The organism is Actinomadura sp. WMMA1423, from assembly GCF_006547145.1.
Lineage (GTDB): Bacteria > Actinomycetota > Actinomycetes > Streptosporangiales > Streptosporangiaceae > Spirillospora.
Window position 1 is genome coordinate 6,894,497 of record NZ_CP041244.1, and the last position, 17,674, is coordinate 6,912,170.

The 17,674-nt window shown below is 72.9% G+C and carries 16 protein-coding genes; 9 read left to right on the forward strand and 7 right to left on the reverse strand.

What is annotated here, in order from left to right:
* Positions 1-201: 201 nt before the first annotated feature.
* Both FKD65_RS31995 and FKD65_RS32000 read left to right on the forward strand, forming a co-directional pair.
* The gene (locus FKD65_RS31995) at positions 202-1,170 is read left to right on the forward strand and encodes a tetratricopeptide repeat protein (RefSeq protein ID WP_168221258.1); all 969 of its coding nucleotides are present in this window, start codon (positions 202-204) and stop codon (positions 1,168-1,170) included.
* Positions 1,171-1,647: 477 nt separating this feature from the next.
* The gene (locus tag FKD65_RS32000; protein WP_141581845.1) at positions 1,648-3,051 is read left to right on the forward strand and encodes an NAD-dependent malic enzyme; all 1,404 of its coding nucleotides are present in this window, start codon (positions 1,648-1,650) and stop codon (positions 3,049-3,051) included.
* A 72-nt stretch (positions 3,052-3,123) separates the two neighbouring features.
* On the opposite strand, the gene FKD65_RS32005 is transcribed toward FKD65_RS32000, so the two are convergent.
* Positions 3,124-3,825, reverse strand: a complete 702-nt coding sequence (locus tag FKD65_RS32005) for a hypothetical protein (protein ID WP_141581847.1) — start codon at positions 3,823-3,825, stop codon at positions 3,124-3,126.
* Between the two features lie 160 nt (positions 3,826-3,985).
* Here FKD65_RS32005 and FKD65_RS32010 point away from each other — a divergent pair, with 160 nt between their 5' ends.
* The 4 genes from FKD65_RS32010 to FKD65_RS32025 all read left to right on the forward strand — a co-directional run bounded on the left by FKD65_RS32010 (position 3,986) and on the right by FKD65_RS32025 (position 8,015).
* Complete coding sequence (locus tag FKD65_RS32010; protein WP_141581850.1) at positions 3,986-4,561, forward strand: YqgE/AlgH family protein; 576 nt, start codon at positions 3,986-3,988, stop codon at positions 4,559-4,561.
* A gap of 10 nt (positions 4,562-4,571) precedes the next feature.
* Positions 4,572-4,832, forward strand: a complete 261-nt coding sequence (locus tag FKD65_RS32015; protein ID WP_205718305.1) for a DUF3039 domain-containing protein — start codon at positions 4,572-4,574, stop codon at positions 4,830-4,832.
* Positions 4,833-5,264: 432 nt separating this feature from the next.
* Positions 5,265-6,236 (forward strand): zinc metalloprotease, encoded by a 972-nt coding sequence (locus FKD65_RS32020; protein ID WP_240809698.1) that lies wholly within the window; start codon positions 5,265-5,267, stop codon positions 6,234-6,236.
* 36 nt (positions 6,237-6,272) lie between these two features.
* Positions 6,273-8,015 carry a DEAD/DEAH box helicase gene (locus FKD65_RS32025; protein ID WP_141587207.1) on the forward strand — a complete coding sequence of 581 codons (1,743 nt, stop codon included), beginning with the start codon at positions 6,273-6,275 and terminating at the stop codon, positions 8,013-8,015.
* Between the two features lie 105 nt (positions 8,016-8,120).
* On the opposite strand, the gene FKD65_RS32030 is transcribed toward FKD65_RS32025, so the two are convergent.
* On the reverse strand, positions 8,121-9,239 hold the full coding sequence (locus tag FKD65_RS32030; protein ID WP_141581854.1) for an NAD(P)/FAD-dependent oxidoreductase: 1,119 nt from the start codon (positions 9,237-9,239) through the stop codon (positions 8,121-8,123).
* 53 nt (positions 9,240-9,292) lie between these two features.
* Between FKD65_RS32030 and FKD65_RS32035 the strand changes: the two genes are divergently transcribed.
* Positions 9,293-9,979 (forward strand): TetR/AcrR family transcriptional regulator, encoded by a 687-nt coding sequence (locus tag FKD65_RS32035; protein ID WP_141581856.1) that lies wholly within the window; start codon positions 9,293-9,295, stop codon positions 9,977-9,979.
* Between the two features lie 192 nt (positions 9,980-10,171).
* Here FKD65_RS32035 and FKD65_RS32040 read toward each other — a convergent pair whose 3' ends face one another.
* Both FKD65_RS32040 and FKD65_RS32045 read right to left on the reverse strand, forming a co-directional pair.
* Complete coding sequence (locus FKD65_RS32040) at positions 10,172-12,769, reverse strand: FtsX-like permease family protein (RefSeq protein WP_141581858.1); 2,598 nt, start codon at positions 12,767-12,769, stop codon at positions 10,172-10,174.
* Positions 12,770-12,771: 2 nt separating this feature from the next.
* Positions 12,772-13,527 (reverse strand): ABC transporter ATP-binding protein, encoded by a 756-nt coding sequence (locus FKD65_RS32045; RefSeq protein ID WP_205718306.1) that lies wholly within the window; start codon positions 13,525-13,527, stop codon positions 12,772-12,774.
* A 161-nt stretch (positions 13,528-13,688) separates the two neighbouring features.
* On the opposite strand from FKD65_RS32045, the gene FKD65_RS45845 reads away from it, so the two are divergent.
* A complete protein-coding gene (locus tag FKD65_RS45845) occupies positions 13,689-14,531 on the forward strand; it encodes a hypothetical protein (RefSeq protein ID WP_240809699.1) in 843 nt (280 codons plus the stop codon).
* Between the two features lie 68 nt (positions 14,532-14,599).
* Here the strand turns inward: FKD65_RS45845 and FKD65_RS32055 are convergent, their stop codons facing one another.
* From FKD65_RS32055 to FKD65_RS32065, 3 genes are all read right to left on the reverse strand, one after another.
* On the reverse strand, positions 14,600-15,211 hold the full coding sequence (locus tag FKD65_RS32055) for a gluconokinase (RefSeq protein ID WP_141581860.1): 612 nt from the start codon (positions 15,209-15,211) through the stop codon (positions 14,600-14,602).
* A gap of 2 nt (positions 15,212-15,213) precedes the next feature.
* The gene (locus FKD65_RS32060; protein ID WP_141581862.1) at positions 15,214-15,795 is read right to left on the reverse strand and encodes an isochorismatase family protein; all 582 of its coding nucleotides are present in this window, start codon (positions 15,793-15,795) and stop codon (positions 15,214-15,216) included.
* 76 nt (positions 15,796-15,871) lie between these two features.
* Positions 15,872-17,239, reverse strand: a complete 1,368-nt coding sequence (locus FKD65_RS32065; protein ID WP_141581864.1) for a nicotinate phosphoribosyltransferase — start codon at positions 17,237-17,239, stop codon at positions 15,872-15,874.
* Positions 17,240-17,376: 137 nt separating this feature from the next.
* On the opposite strand from FKD65_RS32065, the gene clpS reads away from it, so the two are divergent.
* On the forward strand, positions 17,377-17,673 hold the full coding sequence (clpS, locus tag FKD65_RS32070; RefSeq protein WP_067797156.1) for an ATP-dependent Clp protease adapter ClpS: 297 nt from the start codon (positions 17,377-17,379) through the stop codon (positions 17,671-17,673).
* The last annotated feature ends 1 nt before the right edge of the window (position 17,674 follow it).

The window sequence follows — 17,674 nt, forward strand, 5'->3', positions numbered from 1 at the left end:
CCTTTACGGCAGGACGCCTGAAGTCTTTGCCCGGGGAGCCCGGGGAAGGAAAACCGATAAGTCGAACAATTCTCTCGATATACTTTTATCTGGATACATCGGGCGTCCCGTACGGGTGCCGGAGGCCGCTCGGCGGGCCCCCCGCTCCGCTGGGAGCGTACGGACGTACGGCCGGGCGCGCTCATGGGGCAGGATGGACCCATGCCTTCTCGGGACTTTTCGTTGCACGGGGCCATCGACCTGGGAGCGCGCCAGGCCGCGGCCAGGAAGCAGCAGGAACGCCGGGCCCAGGGCGGCGGCGCGCCGCCCGCCGCCGCCAGCGCGGCGGGCGCGGCCGGCGGCGGCCCCTTCGTCGTGGACGTCACCGACCAGACCTTCAACGCCGAGGTCGTGGAGCGGTCGCAGTCCGTCCCCGTCCTGGTGGACTTCTGGGCCGAGTGGTGCGGCCCGTGCAAGCAGCTCGGCCCGATCCTGGAGAAGCTCGCCACCGAGGCGGGCGGCAAGTGGATCCTGGCCAAGGTCGACATCGACGCGAACCCGCAGCTCGGCGCCTACATGCAGCAGATGGGCGTGCGCGGCATCCCGTTCGTCGCGGCGGTCGTCGCCGGGCAGCTGCTGCCGTTCCTCAACGGCGCCGCGCCCGAGCCGCAGGTCCGCCAGGCCATCGACCAGCTCTTCGAGGCGCTGCGCAGCGAGGGCATCCTGCCGGACGCCCCCGAGGGCGAGCAGCCCGCCGCCGGTGCCGAGGCCCCCGCCGCCGACCCGGTGTACTCCGAGGCCGAGGAGGCCTTGCAGCGCGGTGACCTGGACGGCGCCAAGGCCGCGTTCGAGCGGATCCTCGCCGCCGACCCGAGGGACGACCAGGCGAAGCAGGGCCTCGCACTCGTCGACCTGAGCCTGCGCGTGCGGTCGCTGGACCCCGAGCGCGCGCTCCAGGAGGCGGTCGACAAGCCCGGCGACGTCCAGGCGCAGATCAGCGCGTCCGACGTGGAGATGGTGTCCGGACGCATCGACGACGCTTTCGACCGGCTGGTGGGCGCGGTGCGGCGCAGCGCGGGCGACGACCGCGACGCGGCGCGCAAGCACCTGCTGTCGCTGTTCGAGCTGCTGCCGCCGGACGACCCGCGCGTCGCCAAGGCCCGCCGCGGTCTCCAGTCCGCCCTCTTCTGAGCCCGCCCCAGAGCCTCGCCCTCGAACCTGCGTTTCTTTGGTGTGTTCGGCGCGGGTCGGCCGGTATATCCGGGCGGGCCGCGCCGAACGCGGGACGCTCGCCGGCGGGACCGTTCCAGGGCGAGCGGGCCACCCGACCGCGATGTTGAGCGTATGCTCGTGGCGATGACCGCGCCCGTGCGGCCCAGATGAAGCACTTCCACGGGTGAAGCACTTCTACGGGGTCGAACCCGCCGATCCGCGGCTCTGCCTGCTCGTGATCGACACCGACCAGTGATCGACGCCCCAGTGATCGATACTGACCGGTGACGACACCACGGGGCCGCCCGTGCCGGCGACCGTCGAGTCGCCCGGCGTCGCGGCGGGGCGCTGCGAGCCGCGGGTACCAGGACCGGACCGCGGCCCCGGACGCACCGTCCCCTCGGGCTCGGGCGCGCTCGGATGTGGACAAACCCGTATAAATAGGGAGCAGCTGTCGTGGCGAGCGTGCCAAGCGTGTCGTACTCCATCACCGTCCGGCTCGAGGTCCCGGCCGGCGGCCGGGCCGTCAGCCAGATCACCCACGTGGTCGAGAACGCCGGCGGCATCGTCACGGCCCTCGACGTCAACACCGCCGGCCACGAGACGCTGCGCATCGACGTCACGATCGCCACCCGCGACACCCAGCACGCCGAGGCGATCGCCGGCGCGCTGGAGCGGATCGACTCCGTCAAGATCCACAAGGTCAGCGACCGGACGTTCCTGATGCACCTCGGCGGCAAGATCGAGATGCAGTCGAAGGTGCCGCTGCGCAACCGCGACGAGCTGTCGATGGCCTACACGCCCGGCGTCGCCCCCGTCTCCCTCGCCATCGCCCGCAACCCCGAGGACGTCCGCCGCCTGACGATCAAGCGCAACAGCGTCGCCGTGGTGACCGACGGCTCGGCGGTGCTCGGGCTCGGCAACATCGGCCCGGAGGCCGCGCTGCCGGTCATGGAGGGCAAGGCGGCGCTGTTCAAGCGGTTCGCCGGGATCGACGCGTGGCCGATCTGCCTGGACACCCAGGACACCGACGAGATCGTCCGGACCGTGCAGATCCTCGCGCCCGCGTTCGGCGGCATCAACCTGGAGGACATCTCCGCGCCCCGCTGCTTCGAGGTCGAGGCCCGGCTTCGCGAGCTGCTCGACATCCCCGTCTTCCACGACGACCAGCACGGCACCGCGATCTGCGTGCTCGCCGCGCTGACCAACGCGCTGCGCGTCGTCGGCAAGGACATCGGCGCCGTCCGCATCACGATGGCGGGCGCGGGCGCGGCCGGCACCGCCATCCTGAAGCTGCTGATGCACGCGGGCGCCCGCAACCTCGTCGTCTGCGACTACCGCGGCGCCGTGCACAAGGGCCGCGACGACCTGGACGACTCGCTCCGCTGGATCGCCGAGCACACCAACGAGGGCGGCTACTCCGGCGACCTGCGCGGCGCGGTGAAGGACGCCGACGTGTTCATCGGCGTGTCCGCCCCCGGCATCCTGAACGGCGACGACATCGCCACGATGAGCGACGACGCGATCGTTTTCGCGCTCGCCAACCCCGAGCCGGAGGTGTCGCCGGACGAGGCCCGCGAGCACGCCGCCGTCGTCGCCACCGGCCGCAGCGACTACCCGAACCAGATCAACAACGTGCTGGCGTTCCCCGGCGTGTTCCGCGGCCTGCTGGACGCCCAGGCCAGCGGCGTCACCCTCGACATGCTCGCGGCCGCGGCGAAGGCACTCGCCGAGGTCGTCACCCCGGACGAGCTCGGCCCGAACTACATCGTGCCGAGCGTCTTCCACCCGGACGTCAGCACCCGCGTCGCCGGCGCCGTCCGCGAGGCGGCGGGCGGCCGCCCTCGCACCGAGGCATAGCGCCGGACGTCCGTCCCGGTACGGAGCGGGAGGGCGCCGTCGCGTGGGTGCGGCGGGCGCCCCCGCTCCGGCTCAGTCGGACTTGCGGCCCGCGAAGATCTGCTCGCGGCGCCGGGGCCAGGTGCCGCCCCACCAGAAGATGATCGCTCCGGTCAGGATGACGGCGACGCCGGTCACGGCGCGCGCCCACAGGACGGTGTCGGGGCCGGTGTGCGGCAGCTTGCCGGGCGGCGTCTCGTGCGGGGCGCCGCCCGCCTTCCTGCAGTCGGCCTTGACGGTGGTGCTCTCGATCTGCCGGTTCGCCCACCGGACGGTGATGCGGGTGCGGCGGTCCTCGCGCAGCTTCACCGCGACCGTCCGGGTGGCGCCCGGGCCGATCTTGCCGGGGACGGTGGCGGTGTCGTCGTTCTTCTCGATGGAGAAGTCCTCGGTCTGCGTCCCGGTGTTGCGGATCCTGACGTTCACGGTCCGGTCGGGGCAGGACACCGGCCCGATGGTGGCCGTCACCGGCCGCGCGGGGGTCGCCGTGGTCGGCGGGTGCGTCGGGGTCCGGGTCGGAGTGTGCGAGGGGGTGCGGGTCGGGGTGTGGGACGGGGTGCGGGTCGGCTTGCCCGAGGTGGACGGCGATCCGCCGGACGGGCTCGGGCTCGCCGAGGTGGACTCCGTGCTCGAGGCCGGTGACGCCGAGCTGCTCGACTTGACCAGGGGCGGGATGGCGATCAGCGCCCCGATCACGATGAACACCGCGGCGATGATGACCCTGGGCAACTGCATCGCTGTCCTCCCGGCGCGCGCCAAGCGGGTGGCCGATGATCCTAGATCATTCTTAACCCAGGACCTTGTCGTGCCGATATCCCCATCGATAGGAATGCGTAACAGGCTAACGAGTGAGGGGACGTGCCGCCGGGGGTCCGGGCAACGCATCATGGGACCCATGGAAGACGGGATCAGGGTCGGGCTCCTGCTGGTGGCCACCCCGCAGCTGGAGGATCCGAACTTTCGGCGCAGCGTCGTCCTGCTGGTCGAGCACGATGGCGACGGGGGCACGCTGGGGGTCGTCCTCAACCGGCCGACCGAGCTCCCGGTCGACCGCGTGCTGCCGCCGTGGGCGGAGCTCGTGACGGGCCCCGCCGTGGTGTTCCAGGGCGGGCCGGTCGCGCTGGAGAGCGCGCTCGCCCTGGCCCGGCTCCCCGGCGAGGACGAACCGCTCGGATGGCGCGCCCTCGACGGGGGCGCCGAGGTCGCCCGGGTGGGTCTGGTCGACCTGGAGGCCCCGCCCGGCCTGCTCGCGGCGGAGCTGCTCCAGCTGCGCGTGTTCGCCGGGTACGCCGGGTGGTCCGCCGGGCAGCTGCGCTCCGAGATCGAGGACGGCTCGTGGTACCTGGTGCCCGCCGAGGCCGGGGATGTGTTCGCCGGCGACCCGGAGCGGCTGTGGCAGGACGTGCTGCGCCGGCAGGGCGGCGACCTGGCATTCGTCGCCACGTTCCCCGAGGACCCGACGCTGAACTAAGGTGAACGACGTGAGTACGAAGATCCTTCCTGACGGCGACACCCAGAGCGATGTCCGGCCGGACCTCTCCCACGGTGACGGCGACCACGAGCGCTTCGCCCACTACGTGAAGAAGGCCAAGATCACTGAGAGCGCGGTGACCGGCACGCCGGTGATCGCGCTGTGCGGCAAGGTCTGGGTGCCGAACCGGGATCCGAAGAAGTACCCCGTCTGCCCGGAGTGCAAGGAGATCTACGAGTCCATGCAGTCCGGCGGCGACGGCGAGGAGTGACCGGCCGCTGAACGGCGGCCGAGGGCGCGCCGCCGAATAGGCGTGCGCGCGTGAGGTCCTGCGGCCATGTGCCGCGGGACCTCGGTCTTTCACATCACGGGACGTCCCGAACCGGGCGTCCCTGAACAATCGGGGGATTCGATGCGGCGCTTTGCCGGGGTTTCACTGTGCGCACTGATGGTTACGGTGTGTGCTGTTCCGGGTTCGTTCAGTGAGCAGGAGCGGGAGCGGGAACGGCTCCGGGCCGCTCCGGTCGCGCACGGCGCCGACGGGTGCGTCCGGCATCCCGCGCCACCCACCGCGCCAGGAACACTCACCGCGGCGGGTACGACGAGCGCGGCAGGCGGCGCGGCCGCCGGGGGCGGCTCGGCGGGTGCCGGAGGCGGCGCGGCGGGCGCGAGGGTCGGGGCGGCGGGGGCCGCTGATGGGGCGGTGCGATCGGCTCGTCCGCGCGACCGGGTCGACCTCGGGCACGATCAGGCCGTCGCCATGCTCGCCGACCTCCGCCGTACGCTCCTCGACCGGTTCGGGACGTCCGACGAGGCCCGTCTCGACTCGGACCACCTCCTCCCGCCCCTCCTCGGCCCGGCCCGGCCCGGCTCTGACCGTCCAGACCCGGGCCGGCTCGGCTCGGCCCGTCCGGACTCGCCGCAGCGCAGGGCGGGGAGCCTCGTCGTCCCGGTGCGGTTCCACGTCGTCCACAGCGGCGCGACGGGGCGGTTGTCCACGGCGGCGGTCCGGCGGCAGATCGCCACGCTGAACGCGGCCTACGGCGGACGTCTCGGCGGCGCCGACACTCGCGTCCGGTTCCGGCTCGTCTCCCTCGACCGCACCGACAACACGGCCTGGTTCCGCCATCCGCAGCGCAACGAGGGCGCGCTGAAGCGGCGGCTCCGCAAGGGCGGCCGCGGGACGCTCAACCTCTACACGGCGGCCGTCGGCGCGGACGTACTGGGCTTCTCCACGTTCCCCCAGTGGTACCGGCGCGACCCGCGCATGGACGGCGTCATCGTCGACTACCGGAGCCTGCCGTACGGCTCCTACGCGCCGTTCAACCACGGGTACACGGCCGTCCACGAGATCGGGCACTGGCTCGGCCTGATGCACACGTTCGAAGGCGGGTGCGCGGCGCCGGGCGACGGGGTGGCCGACACGCCGTACGAGGCGGAGCCGGCGCAGGGCTGCCCGCAGGGCCGCGACACGTGTCCGCAGCGGGGCACCGATCCGATCCACAACTTCATGGACTACGCCCACGACGCCTGCATGCGGGGCTTCACCGCAGGTCAGGGTCGCCGTGTCCGTGCCGTGTGGGCGGCGTACCGGTCCTCGGGAGGTGGCCGCCAGCGTGTGGATCTCGGCACAGGTACGCCGGGCGCGGCGCGATCTGTCGGTGCGGCTCGGTAGCCTTCAATGACCGTGAGCACCTTCGCCGCATCGAGCATGCCCCCCGCCTTCCCCGAGCGGGCCGCCTGGGGGACCGCGTCCTCCCTGCGCGCCTGGCAGCAGCAGGCGCTGGAGGCGTACTTCGGCGCGGACGGAACGGCGCCCGGCCCCCGCGACTTCCTCACCGTCGCGACGCCGGGCGCCGGTAAGACGACGTTCGCGCTCCGGCTCGCCCGCGAGCTCATGGAGCGCCGCGTCGTCTCCTCGCTCACGATCGTGTGCCCGACCGAGCACCTCAAGCGCCAGTGGGCCGAGTCGGCGGCCCGCGTCGGCATCAGGATCGACCCCGAGTACCAGAACGGGCAGGGGCCCGTCGGCAAGGACTTCCACGGCGTCGCCGTCACCTACGCGACCGTCGCCGCGCGCCCCGCGCTGCACCGCAACCGCACCGAGTCGCGCAAGTCGCTCGTCGTCTTCGACGAGGTGCACCACGCGGGCGACGGCCTGTCGTGGGGCGACGCCGTCCGGGAGGCGTTCGATCCGGCGACGCGGCGGCTCGCCCTGTCCGGCACGCCGTTCCGGACCGACATCAACCCGATCCCGTTCGTCCAGTACGAGGAGGGGCCCGACGGCGTCCGGCGCAGCCGGGCGGACTACACCTACGGCTACGGGCCCGCCCTCGCCGACGGCGTCGTCCGCCCGGTGATCTTCCTGGCGTACGCGGGCGAGATGCGCTGGCGCACCCGCGCCGGCGACGAGATCACCGCGACCCTCGGTGAGCCGCTCACCCAGGACCAGACGTCCCAGGCGTGGCGGGCCGCGCTCGATCCGAAGGGCCAGTGGATCACGCAGGTGCTGGCCGCGGCCGACCGCCGCCTCACCGAACTGCGCCGCGTCATCCCGGACGCGGGCGGCCTCGTCATCGCCACCGACCACGAGGCCGCCCGCGCCTACGCCAAGATGCTGCGCGAGGTCAGCGGGCAGGGCGCCACGATCGTGCTGTCGGACGACCCGACCGCGTCCAAGAAGATCAAGGCGTTCGGCGAGACCGACGACCGCTGGATGGTCGCGGTCCGGATGGTGTCCGAGGGCGTCGACATCCCGCGCCTGTGCGTCGGCGTCTACGCCACCTCCACCAGCACGCCGCTGTTCTTCGCGCAGGCCATCGGGCGCTTCGTCCGCGCCCGCAAGCGCGGCGAGACGGCGTCGGTGTTCCTGCCGTCGGTGCCGACGCTGATGGGCCACGCCTCCGAGATGGAGGAGGAGCGCGACCACGTCCTCGACCGCCCCGTCCGCGAGGACGGTCTCGACGACGAGCTGCTCGCCGAGGCCAACCGCAAGGAGGACACCCCCGACGTCGGCGAGGAGCTGCCGTTCGAGACGGTCGAGGCGTCCGCGACGTTCGACCGCGTCCTCTACGACGGCGGCGAGTTCGGCATGAACGCCGAGCCGGGGTCGGCCGAGGAGGAGGAGTTCCTCGGCATCCCCGGCCTGCTGGAGCCCGACCAGGTGTCGGCGCTGCTCCGCAAGCGGCAGGCCGACCAGATCGCCAACGAGCGCCGCCGCAAGACCGGCGACCCCCGCGCCGACCGCACCGCCGCCGAGGACATCGCGACCCTGCGCCGCGAGTTGAACGGCCTCGTCAACGCCTGGAACCACCGGACGGGCCAGCCGCAGGGAGTCATCCACAACGAGCTGCGCCGCTCCTGCGGAGGCCCGCCCGTCCCGCAGGCGAGCGCCGAAGAGATCCGCGAGCGCATAGCCAAGATCCGCGAATGGGCCGCCAAACGCCGCCACTGACCCGTCACCGCCGCGCTGCGGTCGCGCGGGGACAGCGTCTCACCGGAGAGTGCTGCGGCCGTGCCGTGGCGAGCCGCTGGTTCCGCTGCTCTCGCGCCCGGGCGGTCAGGCCGGCTGGACCTGGTCGAAGAGGGCGACGGCTTCGGCGGGGTCCGGGCTCACGAGGCGTGCCAGACCGGACGTCGTGATCTTCGCCCACTCGGCGGCCCGTGCCCACATCCTTTCCTCGAAGGCGCGAACGGCCTGGTCCGGATCTCCAGGCCCGGCGGCGACGGCCTCGGCGAGTTCGGCGCCCTCCAGCATCGCGAGGTTCGCGCCCGCCCCCAGTGGGGGCATCAGATGGGCGGCGTCGCCCAACAGCGTCACCCCCGGAACATGGGTCCACGTGTGGGACACGGGCAGGGCGTAGAGGGGACGGTGGGCGAAGGCGCCGCCGTGGCGGAGGAGGTCGAGGACGGGAGCGGCCCAGCCGTCGAACAAAGCCAGCAGGTTCGATCGCACGGCCTCGGCGTCGGCCAGGTCCAGGTCCGTGTGCCAGTCGAGCGGCGCGCGGAATCGGGCGTACACCTTGACGTGGCCGCCGCTGTTGCGCTGGGCGGTGAGACCTCGGTTCACGCCGTACACCGCCACGGAACCGTCGCCGACCAGCCGGGCGAGGTCGGGGTGGCGGGTGTCGATGTCGTCCAAGGAGGTCTCGACCAAGGTCACGCCGGTGTACTGCGGCGTAGCCGGCGAGACGGCCGGGCGGACCCGGGACCAGGCGCCGTCCGCGCCGACCACGAAGTCGAACGTCTCCTGCCGCCCGTCCGCGAAACGGACGAGTACGCCATCCCGGGACCCCGGGACCACCTGCGTCACGCCTCGGTCCCACTGGACGTCGAGAGGGCCGAGCAGCAGGTCGCGGAGCTGACCGCGGTCGATCTCCGGATTGGCCCGCTCACCAGGGCGGGGTCGCCAGTCGCGCAGGACGGTCCCGTCCACGTCGAGGATGCGCATGGCCTGCCCCTCGGGGCGGGACAGCGTCCGGAACTCCGCCGGCAGCCCTGCCTTTTCCAGCGCGAGCTGGCCCAGCCCTTCGTGCAGGTCGAGCGTGCCTCCCGGAGGGCGGGCGTCGGGGGCGGGATCGCGTTCGAGGACGGTGACAGGGTGACCGTGGCGGTGCAGGACGCGGGCGAAGGTGAGCCCGGCGGGACCTCCACCGACCACGGCGATACGTCGTCTCATGCCAATACACTGTATTGATTCAAGACGATGTACCGCAACAGTACGGTTGGACCATGACTGTGTGGGACCGGCCTGAGCCGCCGACTCGCCCTGTGCCCCTCGACCGGGAGCGGATCGTCGCCGCCGCCGTCGCACTGGCCGACGAGGGCGGGCTGGAGGCGGTGTCGTTGCGCAAGGTCGCCGCCCGGCTGGACGCCGGCCCGATGCGGCTGTACGGATTCATCTCCACCAAGGAGGATCTGTTCGACCTCATGGTGGACGAGGTCCAGGCCGAGATCCTTCCCGCGGACCAGCCTGCCGACTGGCGGGAGGCGCTGCGCGTCCTCGCCCACCGCACCAGGAAGACCGTGCTCCGCCACGAATGGCTGGCCGACCTGCTCGGCGGCCGTCCGGCCCTGGGGCCGAACGGCTTCGCCGTGGCCGAGGCCACGATGGCCGCCCTCGACGGCCTCGCCGACATCGATACCGCCATGCGTGCCGTGGAGACCGTCAGCGCCTACGTCACCGGGGCGATGAGGCGTGAGGTCGCGAACCTGCGGGCCGAGCGCGCGACGGGCCTGTCCAAGCTCGACTGGCAGCGCGCCTCCGGCCCGCGTATGACGAGGATGCTGGCCACGGGCCGTTTCCCGGCGCTCGCCAAGGCCGTGCACGACGGTACGGACCTGGACGCCGAGACGACCTTCGCGACCGGCCTGGACTGGGTCCTCGACGCCGTGGCCGCCAAACTCACCCGGCCGTGACGTCCACCAAGGCTTCGGCGCCGGCCGAAGCCCCGCACAGAGAGGCCCGGCACCAGCCGGGCCTCTCTGTCCTTGCCGTTCTTGGAGGAGCGGCGGCCTGATCAGCGTCAGGTGGAGGCGGTGTCCAGGGCCAGGGTCTTGAGGACGCGGGTGACCGTTCCTCTCGTTCCGACGTGTGGTGACGGCCGCGGTTCACCGGGCCTTGGTGGCCTCCAGGACGGGGATGGCGGCGGCCCGGCGGGCGGGCAGGGCCGAGATCGCCAGCGTGGTCACGACCGCGCCCGCCGCCAGCAGCGGAAAGAGCCACCACGGCGGTTCCGGGCGCAGGAACGAGCTCCCGGTGGCGACATGGAGCAGGGTCAGCACTCCCATCGCGATCACGCTGCCGAGGATGGTGCCGAGGACGACCACGGTGGCCGCCTCCCATCGGACGATCGAGCGGATCTGACCCATGGTGGCCCCCACGGCGCCCAGCAGCCCGAACTCCCGGGTCCGGTCGGCGACGCTCATCGAAACCGTGGTCGCCATGCCGAACAGGGCCAGCAGCAGTGCCATGGCCACGAAGGCGTAGGTCGCCCTGAGCGGCCGGGTGAGCGAATCCGACGCCGCGCTCACGTACGCGTCGCGATCGAGGACCCGCACGCCCGGGACCCCGGCCACCGCGCGTTCCAGCGTCTCCAGAGAGCCGCCCCGCACGAGGACCGCCCGGGTCGCCGCGTTGGTGTCGAGCCGGTCCATCGTCGCGGGCGCCACCAGTGCCTCGTCGGCGAACAGGTGGGACGGGTCGTGGTACGTGCCCACCACCTTGAGCGCGACCCGGCCCCGGGGACCCCGGACGATGATCTCCTGGCCGCGCCGCAGCGCCCGCTCCTTCATGACGTTTCCCGACAGTGCGATCTCCCCCGGTCGCAGCGCCGGAGGCCGGCCGCCGAGCCGCAGGACGTCGCGCAGCCCTGCCTGCCCGGCGCCGCTGACGAGGAAACGGAACGGATCGGGCTCCTCGCCGGGGTCGAGCGGCTCCGGATCCGAGACCAGCTTGACCTCGGTCTGCGTGAGGGCGGTCGCCCGCGACACCCCCGGCGCGTCGGTGACGAGGTCCGCCACGTCCCCGGCCAGTGGCGCGGGTGCGCCTTCGGAGGTCCGGGCGGTCGCGGTGATCGCGTGGTCGGCCGCCATCACCTCTCGTCCCGCCTCCCGGAAACGGTCGTGCACCGACATCGTGATCAGCACCACGGAGGCGGTCAGCGCGATGCCCAGCATCAGTGACGAGGCGGCCGAGGAGACCCGCCGCGGGCTGCGGACGATGGTGATATGCGCCAGCCGTCCGGTCTCCCCGCTGACCAGCCTCCCGGCTCGGCCCACCAGCCCGCCGAGCGGTCCGACGAAGAACGGGGTGAGGACGGCCAGGCCGCTCATGGCGAGCAGCGTTCCGAAGAGGATCATCAGCGAGATCCCGAACGTGCGGTCCGGTCCGGGCGGGTCGTCGGCGCGCACCGCGGCCGCCACCGCCCACCAGAAGCCCGCGCCGGTGAAGATCGCGCAGGCGGCCAGCAGACGCGGCCACCGGCGTTCCCGGGTCTCGGTGACGGTGCTGCGCAGCGCCTGCACGGGTGAGGTGCCCGCGGCGCGGTGCCCCGCCCGCCAGGCTGCGGCCTGGGTGACCAGGATCCCGGCCGCGGCCGGGACGCCCAGCGCGACCCACCCGAACCGGGGCCCCGCGGCCGAGACGTCGAAACCGTCCCGCGCGAACAGCCGGATGATCAGCGCGGACAGCGGGAAGGCCGCGGCGACGCCGCCCACCGCGGCGATGGCGCCCATCACCAGCGCCTCCAGGCGGATCAGCCGTCTGATCTGCCGCGGGGTGGCGCCGATCGCGTTGAGGAGCGCCAGCTGCCGGGTGCGCTGCCGCACCAGCGTGCCGAACGTGTTGGCGACCACGAACAGGCCGACGAAGATCGCCACCAGGGAGAGCCCGCCGATGACACCGGCGATCGAGGCGCCCTCGCCCTCAGCGGCGGCGGTCTGCGCGCGCCGCACGGACTCCGCGGTGCGCACCGTGGCCGCGCCGCCGAGTTCCCCGGCCGCCCCGTCGCGCAGCCGGGCGGCGGGCATGCCCGGGGCCGCCTTCAGCCAGATGCTCGGCCACGTGCCCGGGGGCAGCGCGGCGGCGCGTCGCACGGTCTCGGGCGGCGCCAGGACCAGGTTGCCGGCGGCCACCGCGTCGCGGTCCTGGACGCTGACGATCCCGACGATCCGCTCCCGGCGCGTCTGGCGGGGCAGCGTCAGCGTCAGCGTGTCACCGACGCGCACCTTCCCCGCGCGCGACATGTACCGGACGATCGCCACCTCGCCGTCGGCGGCGGGGGCGCGCCCCGCTTCCAGCCGGTAGGGGTTCAGCCGCGGGTCGGACACCCAGGGCCGCAGCAGCGTGCGGCCCTCGGCCGCCGCGGTGATCGCCCGGCCGTCGGGACGGGCGGCCGTCACGGCGACCGCGGCGTCTCCGGCGGCCGCCGCCACGCCGGGCAGGGAGGTGATCCGGTCCATGCGAATCGTGCCGTCGGGCGGCGCGGCGGGGTCGTCCGGATCGACCGTCCCGCCCTGCACGAGCACGTCGGCGCGGAAGTACTCGCTCGCGTCGCTGCCCGACACCGCCTCCTGCGCACGCAGCGCGAACTGCAGCGAGCCGGCTATGAGCGCGATCGAGCCCAGGGCCGCCAGCAGCGTCGCGATCAGCCGCATCCAGCTGCCGGCGAACGAGCGTCGCGCGATGAGCCACATGGCGTTCCCCACCGTCAGGCCTCCATCTTGCGCATGCGGGCGTGCACGGCGTCGATGGTGGGCGCGGTCAGCTCGTCGACGATCGTCCCGTCGGCGAGGAACAGCACCCGGTCGGCGTGTGCGGCGGCGACGGGATCGTGCGTCACCATGACCACCGTCTGCCGGTAGGCGTCGACGGCGGTACGCAGGAACCCCAGCACCTCGGCGCCCGAGCGGGAGTCGAGGTTGCCGGTCGGCTCGTCGGCGAACAGCACCTCCGGCCGCGTCAGCAGCGCCCGCGCCACGGCGACCCGCTGCTGCTGCCCGCCCGACAGCTCGCTCGGCCGGTGCGACAGCCGCTCCCGCAGCCCGAGCGCGTCCACGATCGTGTCGAACCAGCGCGGGTCCGCGCGGCGGCCCGCGAGCCGTCCGGTGAGCAGGATGTTCTCCTCGGCGGTGAGCATCGGCAGCAGGTTGAACGACTGGAACACGAACCCCATCCGGTCGCGGCGCAGTTCGGTGCGCCGGGTGCGCGACAGGCGGGTGAGTTCGGCCCCGCCGACGACGATGGTGCCGGACGTCACGGTGTCCAGTCCGGCCAGGCAGTGCAGGAAGGTCGACTTCCCCGACCCGGACGGCCCCATGATCGCGGTGAACTGGCCCCGCGTGAACGCCGCCGACACCCCGCGCAGCGCGGTCACCGCGCCGTCACCGGCTCCATAGGACTTGACCACGTCGGCCGCGGTCATGACCTCGTCGCGGACCTGCTCGTCAGGGGAGGCCGCGATCATCGACGCCCTCCCGCGAGGCGCGGGAGCGGACGCGGCGCGTCGCCCCGGACGGTGAGCGGCGTGCCGTACGCCTCGGGTGCGCGCCGGCGGATCGGCTCGAGCATGGACGTCTCCCGTCGATCGACGTAATTTCTATCTGAGATAATCTCAGATGAGATCATATGCTGTGGATCGTCGGCAACAACTCGGTGATCTGGTGCCGCACCGCGGTTCCGCGCTTGAGGGCGGAGCAGGTGACGACGCCGGGGCGGCCGGTGTCGAGCCGATCAGGGATTCACGCGGCGATGGCGCGCAGCCAGGGGAGGAGGTCTCCGTCGGTGGCCACGGGCCGTTCCCCGGCGCTCGCCAAGGCCGTGCACGACGGTACGGATCTGGACGCCGAAACATCCGATGCGGCGGGCACCATTGCTCGGGACGTACCGTGCTGGCAGGATCCGGGCTATTCGCGGTTGAGAAGAGTTGTCATGAGCGGTTTCGTGGGCATTCCGGCTGAGGAACTGACGCATCCGGCGGTCCCGTTGCCGGTGTGCGTTCGCCATGGTGCGCCCGCGACCCGCCGGGTCACGTTCGCGGTCAAGTCCCGGCCGGAGGTGAGCACTCCGCGCGGTGGCAACGGCGCCGTGATGACCGCCCGCCTGGGCGAGTGGGCACGTAAGACGCGGGTGGTACGGGCCGACGGGTGGCCGCTGTGCGTCCGCTGCGCCGCCGTCCGGGCGGCCGGGCTGGTTCTGGCCAACGTGATGTTCTGGGGCGGTCTGCTGCTGCTCGCAGGCGTCGTGGTCGTCCGGATCTCGGCGGGGGCGCCGGACACCGGGCTCGTCCTCCCCATGCTCACCGGGATGGCGGCGGTCCTCGGCTCCGTCGTCCCGTTCGTATGGGGCAGCCTGCCGCGGCTGACGCGGACCCATGCCTCGCCGGACGCAGCCAGCGTTCTCGTCGAGCGACCACATCCCGCCTTCGCCGCCCGGTGGCCCGGATCGAAGTCGGCAGACCGTCCGGAGTGATCACTCGTTCGGCCTGGGGAAGGTGGTCGGACGGCGTTGGTCAGGCGGCGTTGGTCAGGCGGAGGTGGTCAGGAGGCGGTGGGGGCCAGGTCGAGGGCCTTGAGGATGTGGGTGACCGTTTCCTCGGGTGTGCCCGTGATGGGGGCGGTGACGACGTTCTCGTCGGGTGCCGGGGGTTCCAGGTCGGCGAACTGGGAGTCGAGCATCTCGACCTTGAAGTAGTGGCCCTTGCGGGAGCGCATGCGGGCGGCGATCGTGTTGCGGTCGCCGTCCAGGAGGACCAGGCGGACGCCCGCGTGGCCGTCGAGCAGCATGTCGCGGTAGCTGCGCTTGAGGGCGGAGCAGGTGACGACGCCGGGGCGGCCGGTGTCGAGCCGGTCGGCTATCCACGCCGCGATGGCGCGCAGCCAGGGGAGCCGGTCCTCGTCGGTGAGCGGGTGGCCCGCGCGCATCTTGGCGACGTTGGCCTCGGAGTGGAACGAGTCGGCCTCGGCGTACTCCCAGCCGAGGCGTTCGGCGAGGAGCGTGCCGATGGTGGTCTTGCCGCTCCCGGACACGCCGGCGATCAGGATGACGGTGGGTTGCGCTGCGGTGGGCTGCGCTGTGATGGGCTGCGCTGTGCGCGACGGCGGGCTCGCGGGCACGGGCGAGGTCTTGTCCGGGGGCGTGTTCGGGGTCATGGTCAGGCGGTCACCGTCGGGGCGCCGGACGTGACGATGCCCTCCTGCGCCAGTTCCTCGAGCGCCCGGTCGACCGTGGCCTTGCTGACGCCGGCCGTGAGGTCGAGCAGGACGGTGGTGCGCAGGCCCGCGCGGACGGCGTCCACCGCGGTGGCCCGGACGCAGTGGTCGGTGGCGATGCCGACGACGTCGACGGCGTCCACGCCGCGGGCGGCGAGCCAGTCGGCCAGCGGGGTCTCGTCGTCGGAGAAGCCCTCGAAGCCGCTGTAGGCGGCGGTCTCGCGGCCCTTGCTGAACACGGCCTCGATGGGGGCGAGGGCCAGGTTGGGGTGGAAGTCGGCGCCCGGGGTGCCGATCACGCAGTGCGGCGGCCAGGTGTCGGCGAAGTCCGGTTCGGGGGAGAAGTGGCCGCCCGGGTCGAGGTGGAAGTCGCGGGTCGCCACGATGTGCGCGTACTCGGACCGGTGGGCGGCCACGTACTCGGAGATCGCGGTGGCCACCGCCGCCCCGCCCGCGACCGCCAACGAACCGCCTTCGCAGAAGTCGTTCTGCACGTCCACGATGATCAGAGCCTTCTTGCCCATGACCGCTCCCTCTGCCGGTTGCCCCACCGGATCCGCTCCGACCGTACCCCAGGCTCGCTCCCCCAAGCGGGACGGCTCAACGGCGTGGTCCGCCGTCGACGAACTCGGTCGGGACGGCGGGCTCCCCCTTGGACAGCTGGAGCGCCGTCGGGGGCAGTTCGGCGATCGACCGGGCGTGGCGTTCCCTGGCCTCGCGGAGCGCCTCCCTTCCGGTGGCCTCGCGTCCGACGACCTCGCCGTCGCGGATCAGCGGCACCTGGAGGACGCGGTCGCGGGGGCCCGTCGTCGGCTCCGTGGTGAAGACGGTCTCGGCGTAGGCGACGCCGTGCCCGTCGACGCGCCGGACGGCCGTCTTGCGTCCGCCCCGGCTCGGCTTGCCCGCCGAGCGCTTCGCCACCGGGCGCATGGGCGCGTCCTCCTCCGGGCCGTCCGCCCGCGCGACGAGCTTGTAGACGAGCGACGCCGTGGGGGCACCGGAGCCGGTCACCAGGGACGTTCCCACGCCGTACCCGTCCACGGGCGCCGCGGCGAGCGCCGCGATGCCGTACTCGTCCAGGTCGCCGGTCACCACGATGCGCGTGCCGTGCGCGCCGAGGGAGTCGAGCTGCTCGCGGACGCGCCGCGCCATGACGCCGAGGTCGCCGCTGTCGATCCGGACGGCGCCGAGCGCTGGCCCGGCCAGCTCCACCGCCGCGCGGACGGCCCGCTCGACGTCGTAGGTGTCGACCAGCAGCGTGGTGCCCCCGCCGAGGGCCGCGAGCTGCGCCTCGAACGCGTGCCGCTCGCTGTCGTGCAGGAGGGTGAAGGAGTGCGCGCTCGTCCCGGCGGTGGGGACGCCGTACAGCCGCCCCGCCTCCAGGTTGGACGTGGTGGTGAACCCGGCGATGTACGCGGCGCGGGCGGCGGCCACGGCGGCGCGCTCGTGGGTGCGCCGCGACCCCATCTCGATGATCGGGCGGCCCTGGGCGGCCTGCGCCATCCGGGACGCGGCGGACGCGATCGCGCAGTCGTGGTTGAGGACCGACAGGGCGATGGTCTCCAGCAGCACCGCCTCCCCGAACGTCCCCTCGACCATCAGGATCGGCGATTCCGGGAAGTAGCACTCGCCCTCGGGATAACCCCAGACGTTCCCGGTGAAGCGGTACTTCTCCAGCCAGCGTGCCGTGGGCTCGTCCACGATGCGGTTCGCGGTGAGGAACTCCAGTTCGGCGTCCTCGAACCGGAACGCCCGGATGGCGTCGAGGAGCCGCCCGGTGCCCGCGACGACCCCGTAGCGGCGTCCGGCGGGCAGGCTCCGGGCGAACACCTCGAAGACCGCGCGGCGGCCCGCCGTCCCGCTGCGGAGGGCGGCCTGCAGCATGGTCAGCTCGTACTGGTCGGTCAGCAGGGCCGTGCCGTCACCAAGGTTCACAAGTGGAACTTTAGGACCGACTGCGGGCACCATGGTGATTCGGGCCGCCGTGCCCGGCGCGCGGGTGTGGGGGATCGTCGCCCACAAGGAGAGGGGGAGGCGCATTAGCATCGGATGCGGTGGGCGGACGGACCGCGCGCAGAGAGGGGGCGACCCGGCCAATGAGCGCCATGAGCACGGCGCCCGCACCGGTCGAACTGGAGCGGCCGGACGCAGCGGAGGACGTGAGCGCCGACCGGCCCTGGCTGGCCATCGTCTGGAACGACCCGATCAACCTGATGTCGTACGTCACGTACGTGTTCCAGGCCGTCTTCGGCTACCCCAAGACCAAGGCCGAGAAGCTGATGCTCGACGTGCACCACAAGGGCCGCGCCGTGGTGGCCAACGGCACCCGCGAGGAGATGGAGCGGGACGTGGAGATCCTGCACTCCTACGGCCTGTGGGCGACCGTGAAACGGGACGACTGAG

What these genes read in the sequence shown, in the direction of transcription:
- FKD65_RS32055 (WP_141581860.1), bottom strand. Translation starts at nt 15,211, where the DNA reads ATGACCCCGAACACGCCCCCGGACAAGACCTCGCCCGTGCCCGCGAGC.
- FKD65_RS32035 (WP_141581856.1), top strand. Translation starts at nt 9,293, where the DNA reads ATGACTGTGTGGGACCGGCCTGAGCCGCCGACTCGCCCTGTGCCCCTC.
- FKD65_RS32030 (WP_141581854.1), bottom strand. Translation starts at nt 9,239, where the DNA reads ATGAGACGACGTATCGCCGTGGTCGGTGGAGGTCCCGCCGGGCTCACC.
- FKD65_RS32045 (WP_205718306.1), bottom strand. Translation starts at nt 13,527, where the DNA reads ATGATCGCGGCCTCCCCTGACGAGCAGGTCCGCGACGAGGTCATGACC.
- clpS (WP_067797156.1), top strand. Translation starts at nt 17,377, where the DNA reads ATGAGCACGGCGCCCGCACCGGTCGAACTGGAGCGGCCGGACGCAGCG.
- FKD65_RS32010 (WP_141581850.1), top strand. Translation starts at nt 3,986, where the DNA reads ATGGAAGACGGGATCAGGGTCGGGCTCCTGCTGGTGGCCACCCCGCAG.
- FKD65_RS32065 (WP_141581864.1), bottom strand. Translation starts at nt 17,239, where the DNA reads ATGGTGCCCGCAGTCGGTCCTAAAGTTCCACTTGTGAACCTTGGTGAC.
- FKD65_RS45845 (WP_240809699.1), top strand. Translation starts at nt 13,689, where the DNA reads ATGCTGTGGATCGTCGGCAACAACTCGGTGATCTGGTGCCGCACCGCG.
- FKD65_RS31995 (WP_168221258.1), top strand. Translation starts at nt 202, where the DNA reads ATGCCTTCTCGGGACTTTTCGTTGCACGGGGCCATCGACCTGGGAGCG.
- FKD65_RS32005 (WP_141581847.1), bottom strand. Translation starts at nt 3,825, where the DNA reads ATGCAGTTGCCCAGGGTCATCATCGCCGCGGTGTTCATCGTGATCGGG.
- FKD65_RS32060 (WP_141581862.1), bottom strand. Translation starts at nt 15,795, where the DNA reads ATGGGCAAGAAGGCTCTGATCATCGTGGACGTGCAGAACGACTTCTGC.
- FKD65_RS32025 (WP_141587207.1), top strand. Translation starts at nt 6,273, where the DNA reads ATGCCCCCCGCCTTCCCCGAGCGGGCCGCCTGGGGGACCGCGTCCTCC.